This is a genomic window from Shewanella putrefaciens, from assembly GCF_016406325.1.
In the GTDB taxonomy this organism is placed as follows: Bacteria; Pseudomonadota; Gammaproteobacteria; order Enterobacterales; family Shewanellaceae; genus Shewanella; species Shewanella putrefaciens.
In genome coordinates this window covers 2,143,151-2,166,281 of sequence record NZ_CP066370.1, presented here as the reverse complement: position 1 = coordinate 2,166,281, position 23,131 = coordinate 2,143,151, and the positions used below count along the sequence as shown (strand labels likewise).

The window sequence follows — 23,131 nt, the reverse complement described above, 5'->3', positions numbered from 1 at the left end:
GTGTGAGTAGTCTATCATTTAATTTTGCCCCTGATTTTCGACCTCTCGCCGCTCGCATGCGGCCAAGGTCAATAGCCGAATATATTGGTCAAGCTCATTTGTTAGGTGAAGGTCAACCCCTGCGTAAAGCATTGGAAGCCGGGCGTGCTCATTCCATGATGTTGTGGGGGCCACCAGGGACAGGCAAAACAACGCTCGCTGAATTAATTGCCCAGTATTCTAATGCACATGTTGAGCGTATTTCAGCGGTCACCTCTGGCGTAAAAGAGATTCGGGCGGCCATTGAACAGGCAAAAGCTATCGCGGAATCCCGTGGACAACGTACCTTATTGTTTGTCGATGAAGTCCATCGCTTTAATAAAAGTCAGCAGGATGCTTTTTTGCCCTTTATTGAAGATGGCACAGTGATTTTTATCGGCGCCACTACCGAAAATCCCTCGTTTGAAATCAACAATGCCTTACTTTCGCGGGCGAGAGTTTATCTTATCAAGCGCTTAAGTAATGATGAGATAGCGCATATCGTGACCCAAGCCTTGGCCGATACTGAGCGTGGCCTTGGTCTGCGGCAACTCGAAATGCCTGAGAGTGTGCTCATCAAACTTGCTCAACTTTGTGATGGTGATGCGCGTAAGGCGCTCAACTTACTTGAGTTAATGAGTGATATGGTAAGTGATAACGACACTTTTACCCTTGAAATGCTCGTGCAAGTGGCGGGACACCAAGTTGCCGGATTCGATAAAAATGGCGATCAATTTTACGATTTGATTTCTGCGGTACATAAATCCATTCGTGGCTCTGCACCCGATGCCGCACTTTACTGGTATTGCAGGATTTTAGAAGGTGGTGGCGATCCACTCTATGTTGCAAGGCGACTACTTGCGATCGCTTCTGAAGATGTGGGCAATGCCGATCCTGCTGCAATGACAATTGCGCTCAATGCTTGGGATTGTTTCCATCGCGTTGGACCTGCAGAAGGTGAGAGGGCGATTGCACAGGCCATAGTGTATCTGGCGAGCGCTCCTAAAAGTAATGCTGTATATACTGCATTTAAAGCGGCTAGGGCACTGGCTCGTGAAACTGGTCAAGAGAGTGTTCCACACCATTTACGTAATGCACCAACACAGTTAATGAAAGAAATAGGTATGGGGGAAGGGTACCGATATGCTCACGATGAACCTAATGCCTATGCCAGTGGTGAAAATTATTTCCCTGAGTCCCTAAAAACGTCCCAGTTTTACTTTCCCACTGAGCGTGGATTTGAAAAGCGGATTAAGGATAAATTGATACAATTAACCCAATTAGACCAAGTCAGTGAGAACAAACGTTATGACTAACGTATTATTAGTTGCATTAGGTGGTTCAATTGGGGCGGTTTTTCGTTATCTTATTTCAATATTCATGATCCAAGTATTTGGCAGCAGTTTTCCTTTTGGTACACTGGTGGTCAATGTTATTGGTTCATTTTTTATGGGCGTGATATACGCTCTGGGGCAAATGAGTCATATCAGCCCAGAACTGAAAGCGCTAATAGGTGTTGGCCTATTAGGCGCGTTAACAACGTTTTCGACTTTCTCTAATGAGACCTTATTGCTGTTGCAAGAAGGAGATTGGCTGAAGGCGATTTTGAATGTGGTGTTGAACCTAAGTTTATGTTTATTTATGGTTTATTTAGGTCAGCAACTGGTTTTTTCACGCATTTAACTATTAAGAATATATCACATGTTAGATCCTAAATTTTTACGCAACGAATTAGCTGTTACCGCGGAGCGATTGGCCACTCGAGGCTTTATTTTAGATGTCGCTCATCTTACTCAATTAGAAGAAAAACGTAAGTCGCTGCAAGTGGCTACCGAAGAATTGCAAGCGGCGCGTAATGCCATCTCTAAATCCATCGGACAAGCCAAAGCCCGCGGTGAAGATGTTGACGCGATCATGGCACAAGTGGGGGATTTAGGCTCTCAACTCGATGCTAAAAAATTAGAGCTGGCAGCTGTATTGGAAGAAGTGAATGCGATTGCGATGTCCATGCCTAACCTGCCAGATGAATCTGCGCCAATTGGTGCCGATGAAACACAGAATGTCGAAGTACGCCGTTGGGGCACACCACGTAGTTTTGATTTCCCGATCAAAGATCATATTGACTTGGGCGAAGGCTTAAACGGTTTAGATTTTAAAAGCGCGGTTAAGATCACCGGCTCTCGTTTTATCGTAATGAAAGGCCAAATCGCCCGATTAAATCGCGCCTTAGGTCAGTTTATGTTGGATCTGCATACGACTGAGCACGGTTATACCGAAGCCTATGTGCCATTGCTGGTTAATGAAGCGAGTTTACTTGGCACAGGCCAATTGCCGAAGTTTGGTGAAGACTTATTCCATACCAAACCCGCCACCGAAGAAGGTCAAGGGTTAAGTTTGATCCCTACAGCAGAAGTGCCACTCACTAACTTAGTGCGTGACAGTATAGTCGATGAAGACGAGTTACCGATTAAGCTAACAGCACATACCGCATGTTTCCGAAGCGAAGCAGGATCATACGGCAAAGATACCCGTGGTCTTATTCGTCAGCATCAATTCGATAAAGTTGAACTCGTTCAATTAGTCAAACCAGAAGACTCAATGGCTGCACTTGAAACGCTGACAAATCATGCCGAAACCGTACTGCAACGCTTAGGACTACCATATCGTACAGTTGTGTTATGTACGGGTGATATGGGTTTTGGCTCAAGCAAGACTTATGACATCGAAGTCTGGTTACCTGGACAAAATACCTACCGTGAAATTTCTTCTTGCTCAAACATGAAGGATTTCCAAGCCCGCCGTATGCAAGCACGTTACCGTGTTAAAGCGGATAATAAACCCGCTTTGTTACACACATTAAATGGCTCTGGTTTGGCTGTTGGCCGTACCTTAGTAGCGATATTAGAAAACTATCAGAATGCTGATGGCAGTGTGACTATACCAGAAGCATTGCGTTCTTATATGGGTGGATTAACTCAAATCGGTTAAGGTATTCGCGCGACGCTATGGATAAAAGTCAACGTTATCTTCGTTGGCTTTCCTATACAGCAATTATCGCTGTATTTTGTGCAGTGATGCTGGCAACTGTAGGTAAGGCCATCTGGGTTGTGTTAGAAAACGTCAAATAACCCTATCAATTTTTTTCAGGTAAAAAGAAAGGCATGTTTCCAAGGGAACATGCCTTTTTGTTTCATTTGTGCGCTCTAGTCTCAGATGCCCAATATTAGATACATTTTGCCGGTTTGGGCAACCCTGCGATCTTAGTTGCTTGCTTGGCTGGTCCTATTGGAAACAGGGTATACAAATACTTTGAATTACCTTTATCTGGCCCCAGAGCTTGGCCTATGGCTTTGACTAACACTCGAATGGCTGGGCTCGTTTTATATTCTATATAAAAATCTCGAACGAAATGAATGACCTCCCAGTGTGCTGGCGTCAGTTCAATTTGCTCTTCCTCAGCGAGCAACAAAGCCAGCTCCGGTTGCCAATCGTTGAGATCTTTTAAATAACCCTGATGGTCACGGATGATTTCTGTGCCATTAAATTGCAATGGATTTACCACGTTATCACCTTGTCATGGAGTAATGATTGAGCCACAAACTCATTGTAATCGATAAGCATCACGTTCTTTAAACGTTCGGATAGGCCGCGTGCGACAACATCGTCTCTTAAGACCATCAACTTGAAGGGCGATAATGCCATCGCCCATTGTCGTAATAGCAAAGCATTCACGCCATCACTCGACAGTAAGATAGCATCTTCTTTGCAGGCATAACGTAGGCAAAGTTTAAGTGCATTATCTTGGTTAGGAGATGTTTGAATATGATGTAAAATCATTAGAATACTAAGACCTCATCTACCGATTTTAAGTGATTCGAAATGGCTTCATCGTTGACCACTGTGACCGGGATCGACAGTAATCCATGACTTAAGCCGTAATCGGCTAAGGATTGCTTACACACAAAAACCGATTCAATATCGTAGAGCGGCAATGCCTTAAAGGTCGAAATATAATCTTTACCACCAATGAGCTCTGGTTGCATTTCTTTTAACAGATGCAATACGCCCTCATCGACAAAAACTAAGCTGACATCTTGTTCAAAACTGGCACTGAGCAGCGCAAGATCTAATCCTTCGCGGCCTTTAACGGTTCCCAAAGGGGCACTTCGGAACAGGATACACAATTTTTTCATAACATTTCCGAAGATTAAAAGCGAATCAAGCGATCGGCAGACTCAATACCAGTTATGAGTTCACCTAAACCGCCCATGATAAAGGATTTATTGCTATTCCAGTGGGTTAGTCCATTTTCACTGGCATCTTGTTCACTCACAATACCGCGACGAAGTGCGGCGGAGACACAATTAACTAAAGGTAACTGATGTTGTGCCGCCAAGTCTTGCCAATGCGTTACAACATTATACTCATCAGAGGCGGGTAAACTAAGATCGGTTGCGTTATAAACTCCGTCTTGATAAAAAAATACACATAACACTTGATGGCCGCTAAGTAATGCAGCTTGAGTAAAGCGTAGGGCATTTACACTTGCCGATGTGCCATAGGCCGGCCCGTTCACTTGGATAATAAATTTGCTCATCAATAATAAAAATGGCCCTTAAAGTAGGGCCATTCTAACGTAAGTTAATCCAAAAGGGGATCAGTCATCGTTGCCGATGCCCATCAGGTGCAAAATAGCAATAAATAGGTTTAAAAAATCTAAGTATAAGGAGATAGTTGCACGAATATAATTGGTTTCACCACCATTAACGATACGGCTAGTATCAAACAGGATAAACCCCGTCATTAACAGCGCAAGCCCTGCGTTAATGGCCATAAAGGCGACACTGTTGCCCACAAAAATATTAATCACCGCAGCAGCAATGACAACAATCAAACCTGCAAACAGAAAACCTCGTAAAAATGAAAAATCTTTCTTAGTGGTTAACGCATAAGCTGATAAGGCAACAAAAATGACTGAGGTTAAACCTAGTGCTTGCATGATCAGCTGTGGACCACTTGCCATACCTGCATAGTGATTTAGCATATAGCCCAGTGATGCACCTTCCATACCTGTAAAAGCAAAAATCCAGAAAATACCCGCAGCAGATTCAGCTTTACGTAATGTCACAAACAGTAGCACTAGACCACCAATTGACAAGCCAATTGACATTAATGGGCTGATATTGAGCATCATTGCCAACCCTGCACATAGTGCAGAAAAAGCGAGCGTCATCGATAACAGCATATAAGTGTTTTTAAGAAGTTTGTTCACTTCCAATGTTGACGTACTCGTCGAGTACAGTGTTTCTTGAGTCATATTCTTCTCCGTTGACACATTGCTAAGCTGATCATTTTGATTTTTGACGGAAGGTTTAGTTCCCGTAATACACCTACACTGATGTGGAGCCGATTTAATAATACCTTACTTAGGGTATAGGTAAAAGTACACAGTTCGACACAACAAGTTGTTAGTATTGATTTTATTAAAATATAAGGTGATCTAGCTAAAGAACAGCAGATCATGAGTATGGTTAATTTAGACACATATATTAGGCTAACCACTCTCGATGAAGCTTGTCTGTATCACCTAAATAATCAAGTACCCAACTGAGGGCAGGTGACATTTTATCGGCATTCCATGCAAGACAACAGGGACTAGTCAGTTTGGGATTTTCTAACTGTTTCTCGACTAAGGCTCCTGCTTTAATAAACACACTTGCTAAATGCACTGGCATATAACCTACGCCTAAACCTTCACGGAAACAATTGATTGCTCTAATCCAATCAGGCACAACAAGCCTGCGCTGATTATCAAGGAGCCAAGTCATGCGTTTTGGAATTTCCCGTGAAGTATCTTCTAGGCAAATCGAAGGGAAAGGGCGTAGCTCATCGTCACTTAATGGCCGATCGATATTGGCGAGAGGATGATTCTTGCTGACTAAAAAGGCCCATTTAATATCCCCCATATCTTTATACTGATAAACGCCACCAACAGGAATTGCGGTTGTCGCACCAATAGCAATATCACTGCGGCCTGTGGCGAGCGCTTCCCAAACACCGTTAAAGACCTCAATACGAATAATCAATTCAATATCATGGAAGTGTCGATAAAAGTCAGCAATTAATACGCTGATCCTGTCGGCGCGGACGATATTATCAAGGGCTATGGACAAAGTAGGTTGCCAACCGTTCGCGACGCGTTGAGTGCCACGTTTCATCTCATCCATCTGTGTGAGCAAAGCTCTGGCCTGCTTAACAAAATGTTCACCAGCAAGGGTTAAGGTCACGCTGCGATGATGGCGCTCAAAAAGAATGACGCCAAGTTCTTCTTCTATTTGCTTGACCGCATAGCTCACGGCAGAGGGCACTTTATGTAGCCGATTCGCCGCCGCGGTGAAACTACCTACACGAGCCACAATATCAATGAGTTCTAGCGCTTGTTCTGAGAGCATACCTGATGTCCGTTCCGATGAAAATAATTGATAACACAAGTCAAAAATAAACGTTTCCAATAGATTTAACAAGTCATTAGACTGCACACTTTAGTCAATCCGACCCGATTATTTTATGAAAACGTCTAGTAACACCTTTGTAAACATAAAGTTCTTTATGTTTTTATTCTATTTGGCCATGTTGAGCATGCTCGGTTTTATTGCCACAGACATGTATTTGCCTGCTTTCAAAGCAATTGAAGGCTCATTGGGCAGCACACCATCGCAGGTGGCAATGTCGTTAACCTGTTTCCTAGCAGGTCTAGCACTGGGTCAACTGCTTTACGGGCCCTTAGTCAATAAAATTGGCAAGCGTTGGGCACTGATCTTTGGCCTTGTTTTATTTGCCATTGCTAGCGTGTTTATTGCCAACAGTGATTCTATCCTAATGCTCAATATCGCGCGCTTCTTCCAAGCCATTGGAGCCTGTAGTGCAGGGGTTATATGGCAAGCCATTGTCGTTGAACAATATGATGCCGATAAAGCCCAAGGTATTTTTAGTAACATTATGCCACTGGTTGCATTATCGCCGGCATTAGCACCGATCCTTGGCGCTTATATTCTGAACGAATTAGGCTGGCGTGCAATCTTTATCTCCTTGTGTGTTATCGCTTTTATGCTTGTGTTAATGACTTTGTACTTTGTACCTAGCAACAAGCATCAGCATAAACATAGTGAGCATGCCGCTGTATCTTATGGGCAAATTTTGAAAAATACCCGCTATTTAGGCAACGTAGTGATCTTCGGCGCTTGTTCTGGTGCTTTCTTTGCCTATTTAACTGTGTGGCCGATTGTGATGGAAATGCATGGTTATCAAGCGACTGAAATAGGACTAAGCTTCATTCCACAAACTATCATGTTTATTTTCGGTGGTTATGCAAGTAAGTTACTGATAAAACGTATTGGCGCAACTCAAACACTGAACATTCTATTATCGATTTTTGCGGTCTGTGTTATTTCCATTATCATGTTTACGCTGATTTATCCCGCAGGCACCATTTTCCCACTGTTGATTTCTTTCTCTATTTTAGCGGCCGCTAATGGTGCAATTTATCCAATAGTCGTTAATAGTGCGCTACAGCAGTTTAGTCAGAATGCAGCAAAGGCCGCAGGATTACAGAATTTCTTACAGATCAGTATTGCCTTTGGTGCATCAAGCTTAGTCGCTATGTGGGCGAGCCTTGGTGAAGTAGCAATTGGTTGGGGGATCCTATGTTGCGCCATCTTAGTTGTAGTCGGCTATATACTTAAGAGTCAGAAAGAGTGGGGCGATGTTGCTAAACATTTTACTAAGCCAGATCCTGCTCGTGTAGGTATTATGTCTGATGTGAAGCAAAATCCAGCGGATTGAGTGGAATAACAACAATTGGCACATAATTAAGAGTTAGCGCTTTACAGCCAATAGACTTACTTATATTATGCGCGTCGTTCGGAGGGGTGGCAGAGTGGTTTAATGCACCGGTCTTGAAAACCGGCGTGGGTTTATAGCCCACCCAGGGTTCAAATCCCTGCTCCTCCGCCATATTTAGTCAAAAGGCCGCTAAGCAATTAGCGGCCTTTTGCATTTCTAGTGCCTATTTCTTAGTTATTGATTTGAAGTGCAGGCATAAGAAGATCCAAAGCAGGCTTTGTTTCAGTTACTTTCAGAGAATTTAAGTGCCCAGCTTATTGCACATCAAAATGCGCTTTATGGTTCACTTGCTGCATATGATGCCAGTCAATTGCACTTGGTGAAGGAAACTGCCTGATGCAAATAATTCCTTATGATGGATGATGGTGGTACCAGCATCGTCGACCGCAACGACAAGCCAGAACTACAGTGCAACAACTGTAATAAAGCATTTTGGTATGATGAGTTTCCATCTATTTTTATCCTGTGCCCACATTACCAAGGCGAACTGCGACGAGTTACAGCAGAAGAACCCTTTAGACACCGTTAGCTGCTAACCAATGCCGATAATTGACGTTATCGGCATCCCCAAGCCCTCCCATACAAAACTGCGCACAATGTATATTATGTTAAATTGATAAATGATAGTATTATTACCTATCAACGCATTGGCATTGTTATGAAAGAAATTACCAAGCTAAGTTACATTGACCTACTACCATCAAAGATGATTTATGACTAAAGCAATGTAGTCAAATGTTTACCACTATAAAATATCTCCCGATTTAGTGCTAATCCGAAGCTCTATTTGGGGACAATCTTGATTTGCACATTGATCGCAAAAAATCCTCTTCTTACAACAGATAAGGCAAAGTTGCCATACTTTCTGCTTGGATTGAGAATCTAGGCATGAGAAGTCAGCCGCACACAAGTATCCATCATGGATTAACTGAGCGAGTTTTCTTTCAGTAATTGATAAGTTTATGCGTTCAGTCATTGTTCTTGTCCATTCAGTAATTTGCTTATTTATAATAATATTAAATGATAATTATTATCAACAAGTAGGCTATGCTTATTTAATTCACTTTATTCATTATTTTTATCTCGTCTTTAAAGGTATCTACTACACTCTTACTGTGCGCAATATTTTTATATGGTAGAGGTGTTGGATGCTTATTGATATTGCAAAGAAAAATCCTCTTTTTTCGGGTAAAAAATCGGCAGACATCACAGACTGTGGTCCTCCTTGGAAGGTGCTTGTCGTCGATGATGAACCTGATGTTCATACTGTAACTAAACTTGCGCTATCTCGTTTTAGACTAGATGGCCGTGCACTCTCTTTTATCAATGCCTACAGCGGAGAGCAAGCGAAGGCATTACTCAGGCAAGAACAAGATATTGCAATAGCTTTTATTGATGTTGTCATGGAAAGTGATCATGCGGGATTAGAACTAATCAGATGGATCCGTGAGGAATTGCATAATAAGACAATTCGCTTAATCTTACGAACTGGGCAACCTGGACAAGCTCCAGAAGAAGATGTGATAGTCAATTATGATATCAATGATTATAAAGCAAAATCTGAGTTGGACTCCCGTAAGTTGATGACCAGTGTCTACTCTGCCCTGCGTTCTTATCGCGATATTATGGAAATTGAACAAGCAAGACGCGCTCAATTAAGTCATCGTATGGGATTAGAGCGTGTACTTGAAGCGACTGCAGGGTTATTTGAGTTAAGAACATTGCATAAGTTTGCTGATGGCCTGTTGACTCAAGTCGCTACACTCCTCAACTTAGATAATGAAACACTCCTACTAAGTTGTAACGCTATGGATGCAATTAGTGGTCATGTGGATTGTGCTGGCATTGAAATTCTGGCGGGAACAGGACAGTTTGCGAATAGTTCGGCTAAAACGATACTGCCAGAGCGTATAGATAAACTCCTACGTAGTGCTTTAGCACTGAAGCGTTGTCTGTATGAAGATAACTATTTTGTGGGTTATTTCCCAACCAAAAGTGGTCTTATTAATCTCTTATATATGGATGGTATTAATAAGATTGATGATCTTGATAAGAAGCTGATTGATATTTTTGCTATTAATGTCGGGATCGCATTTGAAAACTTGCTACTTAATCAGGAGGTAGAAGATACTCAATCGGAGCTGATCCTCCGTTTAGGGGATGTAGTAGAAAGTCGTTCTAAAGAAGCGGCAAATCATGTTAAACGTATGGCTGAATATTGTGCACAACTGGCTTTGCTGGCGGGATTAAATGAATACGATGCAGATCTACTACGTAGAGCATCACCTATGCACGATATTGGTAAAATCGCGATTCCTGATGCTGTGTTACTTAAACCTGGTAAGTTAAATGATGATGAATGGCAAATCATGCGTCAGCACCCTAATATTGGTCATCAAATTTTAGCCAACTCTGAGCGCCCTATTCTTAAAGCTGCTTCCATTATTGCACTTCAACACCATGAAAAATATGATGGTTCAGGCTATCCATCTAACCTAAAGCAAGATGAGATCCATATTTTTGCGCGTATAGTCGCTATTGCTGATGTGTTTGATGCGCTCTCCCATACACGTTGTTATAAATCTGCATGGCCATTAGAAGATGTATTAACTGAAATGCAAAAAGGTGCAGGTAAACATTTTGACCCCAATTTACTCGAGCTTTTTATCCAGAATATTGAGGTGTTTGTTCAAGTGAAAGAAAACTGGAAAGATCTCTAAATGCAGAGATCATCCTTTTTATGGTCGCTTAGTTAATATCGCTATCTGCAAGAAAATCAAAGATCGCCGTTTGCGGTTTTCCGTTGACAGTGAAATTAACAAAACCACGCCAGACCATATACCCACTACTGCAAGAACCATAAACCATTTGGCCTATATAGTTCATTTCATCAACTTGGCGCACATTGACCGGAATAATCCCCATAAACATATCTCTCCCTTCTAAGCGAATGTGTACATCACTTATAGGAGCCGAAGATAATATATTTAATGTTAAAGGTTTTTCACTCGGGGCATGACTTGGGTTGATAGTGAAACTCAGTTTAATCCCTGCAATGGTTTTTACACATTCACCTTGAGAAAAAACACATAATGATGGATCGGAGTTTTCCTTATCTCTAATGTGCTCGACCTTTTCTTTACAAGCAGTGAGATTAAGCAAGAATACCATGGTTAAAAATACGAGGAATTGCCGCATAAGCACAAAAATTAACCTTATTATGCAATGTGTTAACATTCTATAGCGTAGGTTGATCTAGATCAACTTTCGACAGCCCTTCTTTGGTATCTTTTTTGACATTGCTCAAGTATCATTGCGAAACCTTGTATTTGAGCACAAATATGAAGGATAACGCATTGACATAACTTGATTACCCTAATAGGGAAGCAATGTTGTGTCATTTTATAACAGGTAAAGCTTGTCTTTACTAAAAGTAAAAGTAATAAGCAGTGGAAGCATTATGATGAACCATTCCCAGCCAACAGGCGCTGATTACAATTACACCATTGTTCGCCAATTTGCCTTAACCACGGTTTTGTGGGGTATTGTTGGTATGACAGTCGGTGTATTAATTGCGGCCCAGTTAATCTGGCCTCAGCTGAACTTTGACACACCTTGGTTAACGTACAGTCGCTTGCGACCATTACATACCAATGCGGTGATCTTCGCGTTCGGTACATCAGCCCTCTTTGCAACATCCTATTATGTCGTACAACGCACCTGTCAAACCCGACTATTTGCACCTAAATTAGCTGCATTTACGTTTTGGGGATGGCAAGCCATCATTCTGTCAGCAGCTATCTCTTTACCTATGGGCTTTACCCAAGGCAAAGAATATGCTGAATTGGAATGGCCAATTGATATCGCTATCACTATTGTATGGGTTTCCTATGCCATAGTGTTTTTTGGCACTATCGTCAAACGTACTACCTCGCATATCTATGTTGCGAACTGGTTCTTTGGCGCCTTTATCATTACCGTCGCGGTGCTCCATATTGTTAACTCTATGGCAGTACCAGTGAGTCTATTCAAGTCATATTCCATGTATAGCGGTGCTGTCGACGCTATGGTGCAATGGTGGTATGGTCATAATGCTGTAGGCTTCTTACTGACGGCTGGTTTTTTAGGAATGATGTACTATTTCGTCCCTAAGCAAGCAGGTCGTCCGGTATATTCCTATCGTCTGTCGATTGTGCACTTCTGGGCACTGATCGCACTGTACATTTGGGCGGGTCCTCACCATTTACATTACACAGCATTACCTGATTGGACTCAGTCTTTGGGTATGGTGATGTCGCTTATCCTATTTGCTCCCTCTTGGGGCGGTATGATCAACGGTATTATGACCCTATCAGGTGCTTGGCATAAGCTGCGTACTGACCCAATATTGCGTTTCCTCGTTGTTTCTCTGTCTTTCTATGGTATGTCTACCTTTGAAGGACCGATGATGGCGATTAAAACCGTTAACGCCTTATCTCACTATACTGACTGGACAGTAGGACACGTTCACTCCGGCGCGCTAGGCTGGGTTGCAATGGTCTCTATTGGTTCGTTATATCATTTGGTTCCTGTGTTATTTGGCCATGGCCGTATGTACAGTACCAAACTGATTAATGTCCATTTCTGGTTAGCAACCATTGGTACAGTGCTTTACATTGTGTCTATGTGGATTTCTGGTGTGATGCAAGGTCTGATGTGGCGTGCAGTAAACGCTGATGGAACATTGACTTATAGCTTTGTTGAAAGTCTTGAAGCTTCATATCCTTTCTACTTCGTACGTTTCATCGGTGGATGTTTCTTCCTAACCGGTATGCTTATCATGGCATATAACGTTGTTCGTACTGTGAAAGCCTCAAAAGATTCATTGCCAGCACTGGCTGAACCAACGGCGGCTTAAGGAGCAAACTCGATGAAATTTAATCATGAGATAGTTGAAAAAAACATCGGTTTGTTAGCGATCTTTACCGTTATCGCTATCAGTTTCGGTAGCCTTGTCGAAATCACTCCGCTGATTTTCCAAAAGGATACGACTGAACCTGTTGAAGGCTTAAAACCCTACACAGCCCTGCAAATTGAAGGCCGTGACATTTATGTTCGTGAAGGTTGCTACAACTGTCACAGCCAAATGATCCGTCCTTTACGTGCAGAGACTGAGCGTTATGGTCACTACTCTGTTGCCGGTGAGTCAGTATGGGATCATCCCTTCCAATGGGGTTCTAAGAGAACAGGTCCTGATCTTGCTCGTGTCGGTGGGCGTTATAGTGATAAATGGCATGAAGTTCACTTAATCGATCCACGCGCTGTCGTTCCTCAATCGAATATGCCTGCCTTTCCTTGGTTAGCCGAAAATAAGTTAGACGGCAAACTGACAGGCGACAAGATGACTATTCTGCGTAACATGCATAAAGGCGGTTACAAGGGTAATGATCTTTATACCGATGAAGAAATTGCAGGCGCACAAAAGGCTGTAGAAGGTAAGACAGAAATGGAAGCCTTGATCGCATATCTTCAGTCTTTGGGTCATGCACTCAAATAAGGAGGCAAAATATGGATTACGGCACATTGCAAGGCATTTTAACGATCATTGTGATGCTGACCTTCGTCGGTATATTTGCTTGGGCATATAGCTCGCGTCGTCAAAAATCCTTTGATGAAGCAGCTAACCTTGTGTTTTCTGACGAAGAAATAAACAAGGAATCGAAGGACTCAGGAGAGCATAAGTGATGAGTAGCTTCTGGAGTATTTGGATTACCGTACTCTCGTTAGTGGTGATCGCAGGTTGTTTTATTTTACTTAAAGTGTGTTCTAAGAACACCACTGACGTAAAAGAAGGCGAATCTATGGGTCATAGCTTCGACGGTATTGAAGAGATGAACAATCCACTACCAAAATGGTGGAGTTACATGTTCTATATCACGATTGTCTTTGGTTTAATTTACCTTGCCTTATATCCTGGTTTAGGTAATTACCAAGGCCTCTTAGGTTGGAGCAGTGCAAACCAAAGTATTGGTACTGATAAAGGTATAAAAGCCGACTCAGCCGCAGCGGTGGAACTCGCGAACAAAGAAGGCCGTTGGGTACAGTACGATCAAGAAGTAAAGCAAGCGGATGATAAATATGGTCCTATTTTTGCTGCTTATTTGGCAACACCACTAGAAGAACTAGTTAAAAACCAAGAAGCATTAAAAGTGGGCGGCCGTTTGTTTTTACAAAACTGTGCACAATGCCATGGTAGTGATGCGCGTGGTAGCAAAGGTTTCCCTAACCTTACTGATGGCGATTGGTTGTACGGTGGTGATTTAGCGACAATCAAAACCACTATTATGAGTGGCCGTCATGGCATGATGCCGCCAAAAGGTGGTTTGCCAATCGAGGATAGTGAAATTGCAGGCTTAGCAGAATACGTTGTTAAACTGTCTGGCCGCGAGCACGATGCGACACTGGCTGCTCAAGGGCAAGGTTCATTCATGAAAGGTTGCTTTGCCTGTCATGGAATGGACGCAAAAGGCAATAAATTCATGGGCGCCCCCGATTTAACCGACGATATTTGGTTATATGGTGGTAGCCGCGGCGTGATTGAAGAAAGTATCAAACATGGTCGTTCAGGCGTTATGCCTGCGTGGAAAGATGTTCTCGGTGAAGAAAAAGTTCATGTGATCACTGCTTATGTTTATAGCTTATCAAACAAGTAATTAGATATAAGTAATACTAAGGCCTCGAGAGTATCGAGGCCTTTTTTTTAAAGTGCTAAACCTGCCTTTTAACGGTAAAATGGCACAAATTTTCAAATGGGTATTAATATGACTGAACAACAAGCTTGGTATAAACAATTCTGGCCTTGGTTTTTAATTATTCTTCCTTTATGCGCAGTCGTTGCAAGTTTTACCACGCTAAAAATTGCCCTTTCCAACTCAGATTCACTTGTCGCTGAAGATTATTATAAAGATGGTAAAGCCATTAACATGGATTTGAGTAAAGTGAAATACGCCAAACAAATAGGCATGAACTTTTCACTTGAACAAGCTAATAATGAGATTTTGTTGACACAACAAGGTGGCCCATCTTACCAAGCAGCCTTGAAAGTCGAGTTTTATCATCCAACTATTGCCGAAAGAGATATAAAACTGACCGCAACGGCCGATGCCAGTAATGTGTATCGCATTACTATCCCCACCACATTAACCGGCCCTTGGGAAGTGCGTCTCGAGGGCTACGATGGCAAATGGCGAATTCACCAACGTGTTGAATTAAAAGATAGTATCCAGTTGTGGTTGAATTAGTTGTAGTTGAATAAGAATTGTTATGACACATCCAAGTTGTTTCCATTGTAATGAGCCCGTACTCACGGGCCAGCAGTTTATTACCCGTATAAATGATCGCGATGAGCTAATGTGCTGTCCCGGTTGTCAAGCGGTGTCACAGGCGATTGTTAATGCAGGATTGCTCAGTTATTACAAGTTTCGAACTGAACCTGGAAATAAGCAAACAGCCCTTGTTCCTGATGTATTAAACCAATTTAGTGCTTACGATTTACCTGAAGTACAGCAAGATTTTGTGCATTCTGAAGAGAATATTGAATCAGTATCGCTGTCAATTGATGGTATTACCTGTGCGGCTTGTGCCTGGTTAATAGAACACAAAGTCAAACAACTGTCTGGTATAACACAAGTACTTGTCAATTCGACAACTCAAAGAGCCATGATCAGTTGGGATAAACATAAAATAAAACTCAGCGATATCCTTGCCCAAATTAGTCGCATTGGCTATCAAGCAGCTCCTTATCAAGTTGATGAACAAGAACGCAGCAGCCAACAAAATAGCCGTAAATTTTTACTGCGCTTAGGGTTAGCCGGTTTTGCTACAATGCAAGTCATGATGTTTGCTCTTGCATTGTATACGGGCTATTTCACTGACTTAGATGTGCAATATCGCGATTATTTCCGCTGGGTTAGTATGATTTTTGCGACCCCAGTTGTGCTCTATTCTGCTCAACCTTTTTATTTTAGCGCCATTCGTACCCTACTTAGTGGCAAGCTCAATATGGATGTATCTGTCTCCATCGCCATTGGTGGTGCCTATACTGCAAGCTGTTTTGCCACAGTGAATGGCACCGGCGAAGTGTATTTTGAATCCGTATCTATGTTTACCTTCTTCTTATTGTTGGGCCGTTATTTTGAGCAGAAAGCTAGACAAAAGGCTTCAGTTAGTTCCAGTAACTTACACAAACTAGTCCCACTGACAGCACATCTTGTTACAGAGCAAGGCCAAGAAGAAATCCCCGCCAAAAAGTTACGCCTCAATGATGTGATCCTTGTGAAACCGGGGGAAATGGTCGCTGCCGATGGTGTGGTGGTTGGCGGCCACACGAGTATCAATGAGGCCATGCTTACTGGTGAGCAAATGCCAATTGAAAAAAATATTGATAATCAAGTCTATGCGGGAACGATTAATATCGACCAACCCATCACAGTGAAGGTGTCCGCACTTGGACAAGATCAATTGGTCGCTGAGATTATTCGCCTACAAGAGCTTGCTTCTAATACTAAGCCGGCGGTTGCATTACTTGCTGATAAGTTATCACGTTACTTTTCAGGCACCATTCTTTCTATCGCCACTATTACCTACTTAGTGTGGCATCAGATCTCCCCTGATGATGCCTTTTGGGTCACGCTGTCTGTGCTCGTTGCGACTTGTCCGTGCGCTTTGGCCCTGGCAACCCCTACAGCCGTTACCTGTGCTACCGCTATTTTTACCCGTCTTGGGATCATTACCCGCAAAGCCGGAGTATTCGAAAAACTCCCACTGATTAAGCATGTTGTTTTCGATAAAACAGGCACCCTCACCTGTGGCACGTTATCTATTGGTCAAGTTGAATGTCTTGCAGATAGTGATAAGAACCGCGTTCTTGCTATCGCCGCAGCATTAGAAGCCGGCTCTCGTCACCCAATTGCTGCCGCGTTTGCCGTATTTGCTGAGCCTACTCTCACAGCAGAACAAGTACACCATACTGTGGGGTTTGGTATACAAGGTTCGATTGATGGTATTGAGTATCGTATTGGCAACGCATTGTTTACCGATGCTCATATCAGCAGCACTAACCCGATACAACAAATTTGGTTAGCGCGATTGAACGATGGAAAATATGACTTAATTGCCAGTTTTGAAATTAAAGACAATATCCGCGTTGACAGTAAAACAACGGTTGAACAGTTAAAGAGACAGGGTTGCAGTGTTAGCATTGCCAGTGGTGATCATTCTGGTCACGTATATCAACTGGCAAAAGAGTTAGGGATTGAAGACGTTCATAGTGGTTTAACACCAGCAGATAAGCTTGCTTTAGTAACTGAACTCCAAAAAACCTCAACAGTTGCCATGTTTGGGGATGGTATTAACGATGCTCCAGTACTTGCTGGTGCTGATCTATCTGTTGCTATGGGCAGTGGCAGTGCGATTGCTAAAAACAGTGCAGATTTGATCCTACTTGGGGATCACCTTTCTCGCTTCACCCAAGCTGTCGCGGTCGCCAAACTGACCACGCAAATCATTAAACAAAATCTCGCTTGGGCTTTAGGATATAACGCACTTATTTTGCCGTTAGCTGTTACAGGCCATGTGGCACCTTATATTGCCGCAATAGGCATGTCAGCAAGTTCTTTAATTGTTGTTGGTAATAGTTTGAGATTATTACGCGTAAAAGTGTGATCATCATAGACAGTTTAATCGGAATAGTAAGAGGTCATTATGGAAATTATTTATGTGCTTATCCCCATTGCCATGATCTTTGTCGCCATCGCTGTAATGGTCTTTTTTTGGGCGGTTAAATCTGAGCAATTTGACGATCTTGACCGTCAAAGTGTTTCTATACTGTTTGATGAAAATACTGACAAACCAAATAATACAGAAACGGCAGTTACTCAATCATCGGCAGAACTTGATGATATCGCAGCACTGCAAGCAATCAAAAAACAACAAAAAGGCATGCCTTTGTGATCGAGTACAATGTCACCGGTGCCTTTCTGGTTGGATTAATGGGCGCAGCACATTGCTTTGGTATGTGTGGTGGTCTTGTGGGGGCTTTCTCAGCCCAAATCCCCCATCCAAAGACGGGGAATTTACTGACGCATCAACTCAAGTATTTACTAAGTTACAATGTAGGTCGTATTTTGAGTTATACCTTAGCAGGTTGCTTGGTTGGTGCATCGTCGGCAGGTCTTGGTTATTTATTCGAACTCGATACTTATCTCATTGTTTTGCGGGTCATTGCAGGACTAATGATGATAGCAACAGGGTTGTATATCGCTAAAATTTGGGTCGGAATAGTGCAAATTGAGCGTGTCGGGCAATGGTTGTGGCAGTATCTAAAACCCATAGCTCAGCGCCTTGTCCCCATCAAAAATCCGAGCCAAGCGATAATGGCCGGATTTATTTGGGGCTGGCTCCCCTGCGGTCTTGTCTATAGCACTTTAACGTGGTCGGTTGCTTCAGGCTCTGCAAGCCAAGGTGCCTTAATCATGTTAGCCTTTGGCTTAGGCACCTTACCTTCATTGTTAAGTGCTGGCGTGGCTGCTAAACACCTTGCTGTTTGGGTACAAAAGAAAACGGTTAGACTATTGAGTGGTTTACTATTAGTTGCCTTTGGTGGCCAAACTTTATATATCGCACTGTCGCAGCTAAACTAGCCCAAGTGAGTGAATTGGTTTAACATGGCTTCAGTGGATAAACTTGAGAACCGACATGACAATAGAACAAAATAAAAATCGTCGTCCTGCAGCCAGCGGGTGCGCAATCCATTGTCACGATTGCAGTATGGGAACCCTTTGTATTCCTTTTACCCTCAACGCAGATGAGCTTGATCAACTTGATGATATTATTGAGCGTAAAAAACCCATTCAAAAAGGCGAGCAAATATTTAAGTCGGGAGATCCGTTAAAATCTCTCTTTGCCATTCGCTCCGGTACTATTAAGAGTTATACCATTACCGAACAAGGGGATGAGCAAATCACAGGCTTTCACTTAGCTGGTGATGTGATTGGTTTTGACGGTATTCACGCCCAACTGCACCAAAGTTTTGCACAAGCACTCGAGACATCTATGGTTTGTGAAATCCCATTTAATATTCTTGATGAGCTTTCTGGTACTATGCCTAAGTTGCGTCAACAAATTATGCGTCTAATGAGTAATGAGATCATGAGCGATCAAGAAATGATCCTCCTACTCAGCAAAAAGAATGCCGAAGAACGCCTTGCCGCTTTTATCAGTAATTTAGCCAATCGCTTTGGTAATCGTGGCTTTTCACCGAAAGAATTCCGTCTCACTATGACACGAGGTGATATTGGTAACTATCTTGGTTTAACTGTTGAAACGATTAGCCGCCTGTTAGGACGTTTTCAAAAATCAGGATTAATTGAAGTGAAAGGAAAGTACATCACTATTGTTGATCATCAAGAACTTAACCTACTCGCTGGGAATTCCCGAATTGCAAGATAAGTAAATTGCTCGTTGCAGATTAAGTGAAAGAGAAAATGATCATTTATAGTGATGTCAATAAAGTAGGATATTGGATGCTTAGACGCTGTTTTTTAAATGAGTTTTGATCTAGAACAATACAGCTAACTGCCAAAGGCTCATGATGAATCTGAGCCTATGACTAAAGGAACATGTTATGAAGGATTATCAAAAAATACTGGTTGTAGTAGACCCTACTACCGAAAATCAAGTTGCACTCGCCCGTGCGGTAACCTTGGCCAGTAAAAGTAACGCCCATGTGACTGTGTTTCTCTCTATTTTTGATTTCTCCTATGAAATGACATCGATTTTATCGAGCCAAGAACGTGAAGCTATGCGTCAAGGCGTTATCGATCAACGCTTGGCTTGGATTCAAGATCTGCTTGCCGCATACAGTCATTTACAGCTCAGTATTGATACCCAGGTAATCTGGCACAATCGTCCTTTTGAAAGCATTATTAACCACGCCATCGCTGGCCACTATGATTTGATTGTTAAGGGCACTCATGCCCATGACAAACTCAAAGCGGTCATTTTTACACCAACTGATTGGCATTTAATGCGTAAAGCACCTGTTCCAGTGCTCATGGTTAAAGAACGTGACTGGCCGGCTGCAGGCAAAATTCTGTGTGCCGTCAATGTGGCTACCGAAGATACCGATCATCAAATGCTCAATGGTAAAATTATTGAACATGCAAAAGATCTTGCGCTTAAGTTTGCCGCTGAGGTGCATTTAGTTAATGGCTACCCTGGCACACCCGTTAATTTAGCCATTGAATTACCAGACTTTGATGCACAGACCTATAACAATACTATCCGTATCCAACATGAAGATCGTGTTAGTTATCTCGCGAATGCCTATGGTATCGATAGCAATCACTGTCATGTGAAAGAGGGGTTACCTGAAGATGTTATACCTGATCTTGCTGCTCAGTTAGATGCTGAATTAGTCATCCTAGGAACCGTAGGGCGAACAGGATTTTCAGCCGCACTTATCGGTAATACGGCTGAGCATGTTATCGATAGCATCAATTGCGACTTACTGGCTATCAAACCCGATGGTTATAAATCCCCCTTAGAAGAAACCTAAACCACACGGCTCTTTACCCCGCATGAGATAGCTGGAATAATACGCGCCCTGAAACTCAGTTACTGGGCGCTTTTTTATGTTGGAAGCTATGTCTGAAGAATTATCGAAAAAACACACCACCCGTCTTAATAAATTACAAAAGCGTTTGCGTCGTGAGGTGGGGAGTGCCATCGCAGATTACAATATGATTGAGGATGGCGACCGTGTTATGTGTTGCTTAAGTGGTGGCAAAGACAGTTATGCTATGCTCGATATTCTAATGAATTTACAGCAACGCGCGCCTATTCAATTTGAAATTATTGCCGTCAATTTAGATCAAAAGCAGCCAGGCTTCCCAGAGGATATTCTTCCCGCTTATCTCGATAAACTCAAGGTGCCTTATCATATCCTCGAAAAAGACACATATTCTATCGTGAAGGATAAGATCCCTGAGGGCAAAACAACATGTTCACTGTGCTCTCGTCTTCGCCGTGGTACGCTGTATGGCTTTGCACAACGTATTGGTGCAACTAAAATTGCTCTTGGTCACCATAGAGATGACATCATTGAAACCCTGTTTCTAAATATGTTTTTTGGCGGAAAAATGAAAGCAATGCCCCCTAAATTACTTTCTGATGATGGCGCCAACATTGTGATACGGCCCCTAGCCTATTGTCGTGAGAAAGATTTAGAGGAATATGCACAGCTTAAACAGTTTCCAATCATCCCTTGTAATCTCTGTGGTTCACAGGAAAATTTAAAACGTGCCGCGGTTAAAGATATGCTTAATCAATGGGATCGACAATATCCTGGCCGTATTGAAACCATTTTTACTGCCATGCAGAACACGGCTCCATCACAGGGTGTCGATCGTGAACAGTTTGATTTTATTTCTTTAAAGCGCGATCCCAATGTACCAATGACTGGTGACGTTGCCGAGGCTGATTTACCCGCCTTCGATTTTGTAGATATTGCTAACAGCGGTCATATCGATTTAGATGCTGCGCAGCGTATCGATGTTGTCAGCTTTTATGAAGCTTAAACAATATCCACTAAAGCAAACCATGCTTTAAGCTAAAAAGCCCACATAATGTGGGCTTTTTAGTCATAATTTTAGGTGAAATAATGTTATTTTACCCAAGGACTGACAACATTTGGCGGCTGACTAAATTTTAACATACTGAGATTTTCTAGCTCGGATGTGGTTAATCTAAAATTCCCTTTTATCGTTTGTTCTCTGCCATCAAGTACGGCATAAACGTCTTGTTCTGGTGTAAATTCAAAATTCAACCCGGCTATTGGAGCCTTAAAATAACGCATAGGAAAGCCTTGCATTGTTCCAAGTAGACGGTCCATTTCAGTGGTAATTTGTTGTAAACGTGCTTTATCGTATTCAGCTAAGGCCTGTTTTGCCCTAACCTGCATTGTAATACCACACTCTTTAGCTGCACCTTCAAAGACTAAGTTAACCAAAGCGCGTTGATCTTTTAAATCATCATCTAAAGGAATAAATAAGCGCTGTTGTTTGGTATAAGTTAATGGCGTTGAGTTTTTTTCACTGGAAATTGTACCACTCTGAATGACACAATTTTGTTGTATAGGCACACTAAATGCTATTTCAACCAATTGAAAATTACCTTTAGCGACTTGTTTTAACCTATCATAAAAGCCTTTATATTCAAGAGATATTGTCTCTGCATTTACTGCACCAACCAAAAAGTATAACCCAATAAATAAGTATTTCTTAAACATCAGCATTTACCAAATATTTTTCATTATGACGTAACATATCGAGTAATTCATCGATATAAGCTTCTTGTCTTTCAGAATAATTCACTAACCCATAGATGAGTTGATTGGCTGTTGGTTCTACTTCTTGTGAACGTAAATCAGCGCGGATTGAACGAAATAAAGCATAAGCAGGGTTTGAATTTAAATTACGCATATAAGATGACACTGAGGCATCAACGGATGAAAATACTTTTACCTCATGCATTTTTCCTGAGCCACGTGATGAAGGAACTATGCCGCAACCTGTTGAAAAACACCATTCCCCAAAAAAGTTAAATCCTTCGCGTGCAAAACGTGAACTCCCCCATCCTGATTCATTTGCGGCTTGAATAAGTACCATCGACTCAGGAACAATATCTACTCGTTTTAGCAAACTATTCAAAGATTTAATATCGATATTACGTGCTGCATATTGGTACTTATCACACAGCATATTTAATTGTGTTAACTGTGACGATGAAAGAGTACCGCCATTCTCCAGCTCAGTCAGTGCATCACTAATTAAATTACGTTCCTCTTCAATGATGGCATTTTGCTGTTGAATAATCGGGCGTAAAAAGTCAAAAAAAGCTTTCTTTTTTTCCGTTATATCATTTATTCCCGAAAAGTCAGGGATTTGAGTGACAGGAGTAACTGCGCGTTCCAATTGACTGGTAATGGACTCTGGCTGACTCACCTCAGGAATGAGCAAAACCCTTAACGAAAAAATCGCTAATATCACTATGGCTAACGCCAATGTAAATGAACCAACTCTACCTGTTTTCAATAAGTCACCTTAGGAATAGCTACCTGTAATGGTAAAATAAACGCCAGATTATATGTCATATATTGAATTAAATGAAATTT

General features: G+C 42.1%; 28 protein-coding genes and 1 tRNA gene. 19 read left to right on the top strand and 10 right to left on the bottom strand.

The features are described from left to right. Window positions 1-2 precede the first annotated feature (2 nt). The 4 genes from JEZ96_RS09750 to JEZ96_RS19580 are packed head-to-tail and all read left to right on the top strand — an operon-like array spanning window position 3 to window position 3,146. The gene (locus tag JEZ96_RS09750) at window positions 3-1,334 is read left to right on the top strand and encodes a replication-associated recombination protein A (protein WP_061783134.1); all 1,332 of its coding nucleotides are present in this window, start codon (window positions 3-5) and stop codon (window positions 1,332-1,334) included. Then, window positions 1,327-1,701, top strand: coding sequence for a fluoride efflux transporter CrcB (crcB, locus tag JEZ96_RS09745; protein WP_011789326.1), 375 nt, complete (start codon window positions 1,327-1,329; stop codon window positions 1,699-1,701). The genes JEZ96_RS09750 and crcB overlap by 8 nt, the downstream gene beginning before the upstream one ends. Before the next feature lie 18 nt (window positions 1,702-1,719). Next, window positions 1,720-3,006, top strand: a complete 1,287-nt coding sequence (gene serS / locus JEZ96_RS09740; RefSeq protein ID WP_011919314.1) for a serine--tRNA ligase — start codon at window positions 1,720-1,722, stop codon at window positions 3,004-3,006. A 17-nt stretch (window positions 3,007-3,023) separates the two neighbouring features. Further along, complete coding sequence (locus JEZ96_RS19580) at window positions 3,024-3,146, top strand: hypothetical protein (RefSeq protein ID WP_011789328.1); 123 nt, start codon at window positions 3,024-3,026, stop codon at window positions 3,144-3,146. Between the two features lie 95 nt (window positions 3,147-3,241). On the opposite strand, the gene JEZ96_RS09735 is transcribed toward JEZ96_RS19580, so the two are convergent. The 6 genes from JEZ96_RS09735 to punR all read right to left on the bottom strand — a co-directional run bounded on the left by JEZ96_RS09735 (window position 3,242) and on the right by punR (window position 6,470). Continuing rightward, window positions 3,242-3,580, bottom strand: a complete 339-nt coding sequence (locus JEZ96_RS09735) for a TusE/DsrC/DsvC family sulfur relay protein (protein ID WP_011789329.1) — start codon at window positions 3,578-3,580, stop codon at window positions 3,242-3,244. Beyond that, window positions 3,574-3,855, bottom strand: a complete 282-nt coding sequence (tusB, locus tag JEZ96_RS09730) for a sulfurtransferase complex subunit TusB (RefSeq protein ID WP_128090084.1) — start codon at window positions 3,853-3,855, stop codon at window positions 3,574-3,576. The genes JEZ96_RS09735 and tusB overlap by 7 nt, the downstream gene beginning before the upstream one ends. Next, window positions 3,855-4,211, bottom strand: coding sequence for a sulfurtransferase complex subunit TusC (tusC, locus tag JEZ96_RS09725; protein ID WP_011789331.1), 357 nt, complete (start codon window positions 4,209-4,211; stop codon window positions 3,855-3,857). The genes tusB and tusC overlap by 1 nt, the downstream gene beginning before the upstream one ends. A 14-nt stretch (window positions 4,212-4,225) precedes the next feature. Next, complete coding sequence (tusD, locus tag JEZ96_RS09720; protein ID WP_011789332.1) at window positions 4,226-4,615, bottom strand: sulfurtransferase complex subunit TusD; 390 nt, start codon at window positions 4,613-4,615, stop codon at window positions 4,226-4,228. Window positions 4,616-4,675: 60 nt separating this feature from the next. Next, the gene (locus JEZ96_RS09715) at window positions 4,676-5,335 is read right to left on the bottom strand and encodes a Bax inhibitor-1/YccA family protein (protein ID WP_011789333.1); all 660 of its coding nucleotides are present in this window, start codon (window positions 5,333-5,335) and stop codon (window positions 4,676-4,678) included. Window positions 5,336-5,567: 232 nt separating this feature from the next. Continuing rightward, window positions 5,568-6,470 carry a DNA-binding transcriptional activator PunR gene (gene punR, locus JEZ96_RS09710; RefSeq protein WP_014610570.1) on the bottom strand — a complete coding sequence of 301 codons (903 nt, stop codon included), beginning with the start codon at window positions 6,468-6,470 and terminating at the stop codon, window positions 5,568-5,570. 115 nt (window positions 6,471-6,585) lie between these two features. On the opposite strand from punR, the gene punC reads away from it, so the two are divergent. The 3 genes from punC (at window position 6,586) to JEZ96_RS09695 (ending at window position 8,449) form a co-directional block, all read left to right on the top strand. Next, window positions 6,586-7,860, top strand: coding sequence for a purine nucleoside transporter PunC (gene punC, locus JEZ96_RS09705; protein ID WP_025007664.1), 1,275 nt, complete (start codon window positions 6,586-6,588; stop codon window positions 7,858-7,860). A gap of 80 nt (window positions 7,861-7,940) precedes the next feature. Further along, window positions 7,941-8,031: transfer RNA gene (locus JEZ96_RS09700), tRNA-Ser, on the top strand. 241 nt (window positions 8,032-8,272) lie between these two features. Beyond that, window positions 8,273-8,449 (top strand): hypothetical protein, encoded by a 177-nt coding sequence (locus tag JEZ96_RS09695; protein WP_233058916.1) that lies wholly within the window; start codon window positions 8,273-8,275, stop codon window positions 8,447-8,449. 216 nt (window positions 8,450-8,665) lie between these two features. Here JEZ96_RS09695 and JEZ96_RS19525 read toward each other — a convergent pair whose 3' ends face one another. Next, the gene (locus JEZ96_RS19525; RefSeq protein WP_061782859.1) at window positions 8,666-8,896 is read right to left on the bottom strand and encodes a hypothetical protein; all 231 of its coding nucleotides are present in this window, start codon (window positions 8,894-8,896) and stop codon (window positions 8,666-8,668) included. A gap of 172 nt (window positions 8,897-9,068) precedes the next feature. On the opposite strand from JEZ96_RS19525, the gene JEZ96_RS09690 reads away from it, so the two are divergent. Then, window positions 9,069-10,640 carry a DUF3369 domain-containing protein gene (locus tag JEZ96_RS09690; RefSeq protein WP_025007663.1) on the top strand — a complete coding sequence of 524 codons (1,572 nt, stop codon included), beginning with the start codon at window positions 9,069-9,071 and terminating at the stop codon, window positions 10,638-10,640. A 28-nt stretch (window positions 10,641-10,668) separates the two neighbouring features. Here JEZ96_RS09690 and JEZ96_RS09685 read toward each other — a convergent pair whose 3' ends face one another. Then, window positions 10,669-11,118 carry a hypothetical protein gene (locus JEZ96_RS09685; protein WP_049766871.1) on the bottom strand — a complete coding sequence of 150 codons (450 nt, stop codon included), beginning with the start codon at window positions 11,116-11,118 and terminating at the stop codon, window positions 10,669-10,671. 262 nt (window positions 11,119-11,380) lie between these two features. Here JEZ96_RS09685 and ccoN point away from each other — a divergent pair, with 262 nt between their 5' ends. The 11 genes from ccoN to ttcA all read left to right on the top strand — a co-directional run bounded on the left by ccoN (window position 11,381) and on the right by ttcA (window position 21,536). Further along, window positions 11,381-12,817 (top strand): cytochrome-c oxidase, cbb3-type subunit I, encoded by a 1,437-nt coding sequence (ccoN, locus tag JEZ96_RS09680; protein WP_011789347.1) that lies wholly within the window; start codon window positions 11,381-11,383, stop codon window positions 12,815-12,817. Window positions 12,818-12,829: 12 nt separating this feature from the next. Next, window positions 12,830-13,456, top strand: a complete 627-nt coding sequence (ccoO, locus tag JEZ96_RS09675; RefSeq protein ID WP_011789348.1) for a cytochrome-c oxidase, cbb3-type subunit II — start codon at window positions 12,830-12,832, stop codon at window positions 13,454-13,456. A gap of 11 nt (window positions 13,457-13,467) precedes the next feature. Continuing rightward, window positions 13,468-13,644, top strand: coding sequence for a CcoQ/FixQ family Cbb3-type cytochrome c oxidase assembly chaperone (locus JEZ96_RS09670; RefSeq protein WP_014610585.1), 177 nt, complete (start codon window positions 13,468-13,470; stop codon window positions 13,642-13,644). Next, window positions 13,644-14,612, top strand: coding sequence for a cytochrome-c oxidase, cbb3-type subunit III (gene ccoP, locus JEZ96_RS09665; RefSeq protein ID WP_011789350.1), 969 nt, complete (start codon window positions 13,644-13,646; stop codon window positions 14,610-14,612). The genes JEZ96_RS09670 and ccoP overlap by 1 nt, the downstream gene beginning before the upstream one ends. 108 nt (window positions 14,613-14,720) lie before the next feature. Beyond that, window positions 14,721-15,200 carry a FixH family protein gene (locus JEZ96_RS09660; protein ID WP_011789351.1) on the top strand — a complete coding sequence of 160 codons (480 nt, stop codon included), beginning with the start codon at window positions 14,721-14,723 and terminating at the stop codon, window positions 15,198-15,200. 22 nt (window positions 15,201-15,222) lie between these two features. Beyond that, window positions 15,223-17,622, top strand: coding sequence for a heavy metal translocating P-type ATPase (locus JEZ96_RS09655; RefSeq protein ID WP_198779878.1), 2,400 nt, complete (start codon window positions 15,223-15,225; stop codon window positions 17,620-17,622). 39 nt (window positions 17,623-17,661) lie between these two features. After that, on the top strand, window positions 17,662-17,910 hold the full coding sequence (gene ccoS, locus JEZ96_RS09650; RefSeq protein WP_011789353.1) for a cbb3-type cytochrome oxidase assembly protein CcoS: 249 nt from the start codon (window positions 17,662-17,664) through the stop codon (window positions 17,908-17,910). Further along, window positions 17,907-18,599 carry a sulfite exporter TauE/SafE family protein gene (locus JEZ96_RS09645; protein WP_025007661.1) on the top strand — a complete coding sequence of 231 codons (693 nt, stop codon included), beginning with the start codon at window positions 17,907-17,909 and terminating at the stop codon, window positions 18,597-18,599. The genes ccoS and JEZ96_RS09645 overlap by 4 nt, the downstream gene beginning before the upstream one ends. 55 nt (window positions 18,600-18,654) lie before the next feature. Next, on the top strand, window positions 18,655-19,407 hold the full coding sequence (etrA, locus tag JEZ96_RS09640) for an electron transport transcriptional regulator EtrA (RefSeq protein ID WP_011789355.1): 753 nt from the start codon (window positions 18,655-18,657) through the stop codon (window positions 19,405-19,407). Between the two features lie 175 nt (window positions 19,408-19,582). Then, window positions 19,583-20,515 (top strand): universal stress protein UspE, encoded by a 933-nt coding sequence (gene uspE / locus JEZ96_RS09635; RefSeq protein ID WP_011789356.1) that lies wholly within the window; start codon window positions 19,583-19,585, stop codon window positions 20,513-20,515. A gap of 88 nt (window positions 20,516-20,603) precedes the next feature. Next, window positions 20,604-21,536 carry a tRNA 2-thiocytidine(32) synthetase TtcA gene (ttcA, locus tag JEZ96_RS09630; RefSeq protein ID WP_014610589.1) on the top strand — a complete coding sequence of 311 codons (933 nt, stop codon included), beginning with the start codon at window positions 20,604-20,606 and terminating at the stop codon, window positions 21,534-21,536. A gap of 86 nt (window positions 21,537-21,622) precedes the next feature. Here the strand turns inward: ttcA and JEZ96_RS09625 are convergent, their stop codons facing one another. Both JEZ96_RS09625 and JEZ96_RS09620 read right to left on the bottom strand, forming a co-directional pair. Further along, window positions 21,623-22,246: a DUF2987 domain-containing protein gene (locus tag JEZ96_RS09625; RefSeq protein ID WP_025007660.1), complete on the bottom strand. Its 624-nt coding sequence runs from the start codon at window positions 22,244-22,246 to the stop codon at window positions 21,623-21,625. After that, a complete protein-coding gene (locus tag JEZ96_RS09620; protein ID WP_025007659.1) occupies window positions 22,239-23,051 on the bottom strand; it encodes a glucosaminidase domain-containing protein in 813 nt (270 codons plus the stop codon). The genes JEZ96_RS09625 and JEZ96_RS09620 overlap by 8 nt, the downstream gene beginning before the upstream one ends. Window positions 23,052-23,131 lie beyond the last annotated feature (80 nt).

Excerpts from the sequence above, each read along its gene's own strand:
- tusD (WP_011789332.1), bottom strand. The coding sequence starts at position 4,615 with ATGAGCAAATTTATTATCCAAGTGAACGGGCCGGCCTATGGCACATCG.
- JEZ96_RS09655 (WP_198779878.1), top strand. The coding sequence starts at position 15,223 with ATGACACATCCAAGTTGTTTCCATTGTAATGAGCCCGTACTCACGGGC.
- tusC (WP_011789331.1), bottom strand. The coding sequence starts at position 4,211 with ATGAAAAAATTGTGTATCCTGTTCCGAAGTGCCCCTTTGGGAACCGTT.
- crcB (WP_011789326.1), top strand. The coding sequence starts at position 1,327 with ATGACTAACGTATTATTAGTTGCATTAGGTGGTTCAATTGGGGCGGTT.
- tusB (WP_128090084.1), bottom strand. The coding sequence starts at position 3,855 with ATGATTTTACATCATATTCAAACATCTCCTAACCAAGATAATGCACTT.
- uspE (WP_011789356.1), top strand. The coding sequence starts at position 19,583 with ATGAAGGATTATCAAAAAATACTGGTTGTAGTAGACCCTACTACCGAA.
- punC (WP_025007664.1), top strand. The coding sequence starts at position 6,586 with ATGAAAACGTCTAGTAACACCTTTGTAAACATAAAGTTCTTTATGTTT.
- etrA (WP_011789355.1), top strand. The coding sequence starts at position 18,655 with ATGACAATAGAACAAAATAAAAATCGTCGTCCTGCAGCCAGCGGGTGC.
- ccoN (WP_011789347.1), top strand. The coding sequence starts at position 11,381 with ATGATGAACCATTCCCAGCCAACAGGCGCTGATTACAATTACACCATT.
- JEZ96_RS19580 (WP_011789328.1), top strand. The coding sequence starts at position 3,024 with ATGGATAAAAGTCAACGTTATCTTCGTTGGCTTTCCTATACAGCAATT.
- JEZ96_RS09670 (WP_014610585.1), top strand. The coding sequence starts at position 13,468 with ATGGATTACGGCACATTGCAAGGCATTTTAACGATCATTGTGATGCTG.
- ttcA (WP_014610589.1), top strand. The coding sequence starts at position 20,604 with ATGTCTGAAGAATTATCGAAAAAACACACCACCCGTCTTAATAAATTA.
- punR (WP_014610570.1), bottom strand. The coding sequence starts at position 6,470 with ATGCTCTCAGAACAAGCGCTAGAACTCATTGATATTGTGGCTCGTGTA.
- JEZ96_RS09625 (WP_025007660.1), bottom strand. The coding sequence starts at position 22,246 with ATGTTTAAGAAATACTTATTTATTGGGTTATACTTTTTGGTTGGTGCA.
- JEZ96_RS09685 (WP_049766871.1), bottom strand. The coding sequence starts at position 11,118 with ATGCGGCAATTCCTCGTATTTTTAACCATGGTATTCTTGCTTAATCTC.
- JEZ96_RS09690 (WP_025007663.1), top strand. The coding sequence starts at position 9,069 with ATGCTTATTGATATTGCAAAGAAAAATCCTCTTTTTTCGGGTAAAAAA.
- JEZ96_RS09660 (WP_011789351.1), top strand. The coding sequence starts at position 14,721 with ATGACTGAACAACAAGCTTGGTATAAACAATTCTGGCCTTGGTTTTTA.
- JEZ96_RS19525 (WP_061782859.1), bottom strand. The coding sequence starts at position 8,896 with ATGACTGAACGCATAAACTTATCAATTACTGAAAGAAAACTCGCTCAG.
- JEZ96_RS09715 (WP_011789333.1), bottom strand. The coding sequence starts at position 5,335 with ATGACTCAAGAAACACTGTACTCGACGAGTACGTCAACATTGGAAGTG.
- JEZ96_RS09695 (WP_233058916.1), top strand. The coding sequence starts at position 8,273 with ATGATGGATGATGGTGGTACCAGCATCGTCGACCGCAACGACAAGCCA.
- ccoO (WP_011789348.1), top strand. The coding sequence starts at position 12,830 with ATGAAATTTAATCATGAGATAGTTGAAAAAAACATCGGTTTGTTAGCG.
- ccoS (WP_011789353.1), top strand. The coding sequence starts at position 17,662 with ATGGAAATTATTTATGTGCTTATCCCCATTGCCATGATCTTTGTCGCC.
- serS (WP_011919314.1), top strand. The coding sequence starts at position 1,720 with ATGTTAGATCCTAAATTTTTACGCAACGAATTAGCTGTTACCGCGGAG.
- ccoP (WP_011789350.1), top strand. The coding sequence starts at position 13,644 with ATGAGTAGCTTCTGGAGTATTTGGATTACCGTACTCTCGTTAGTGGTG.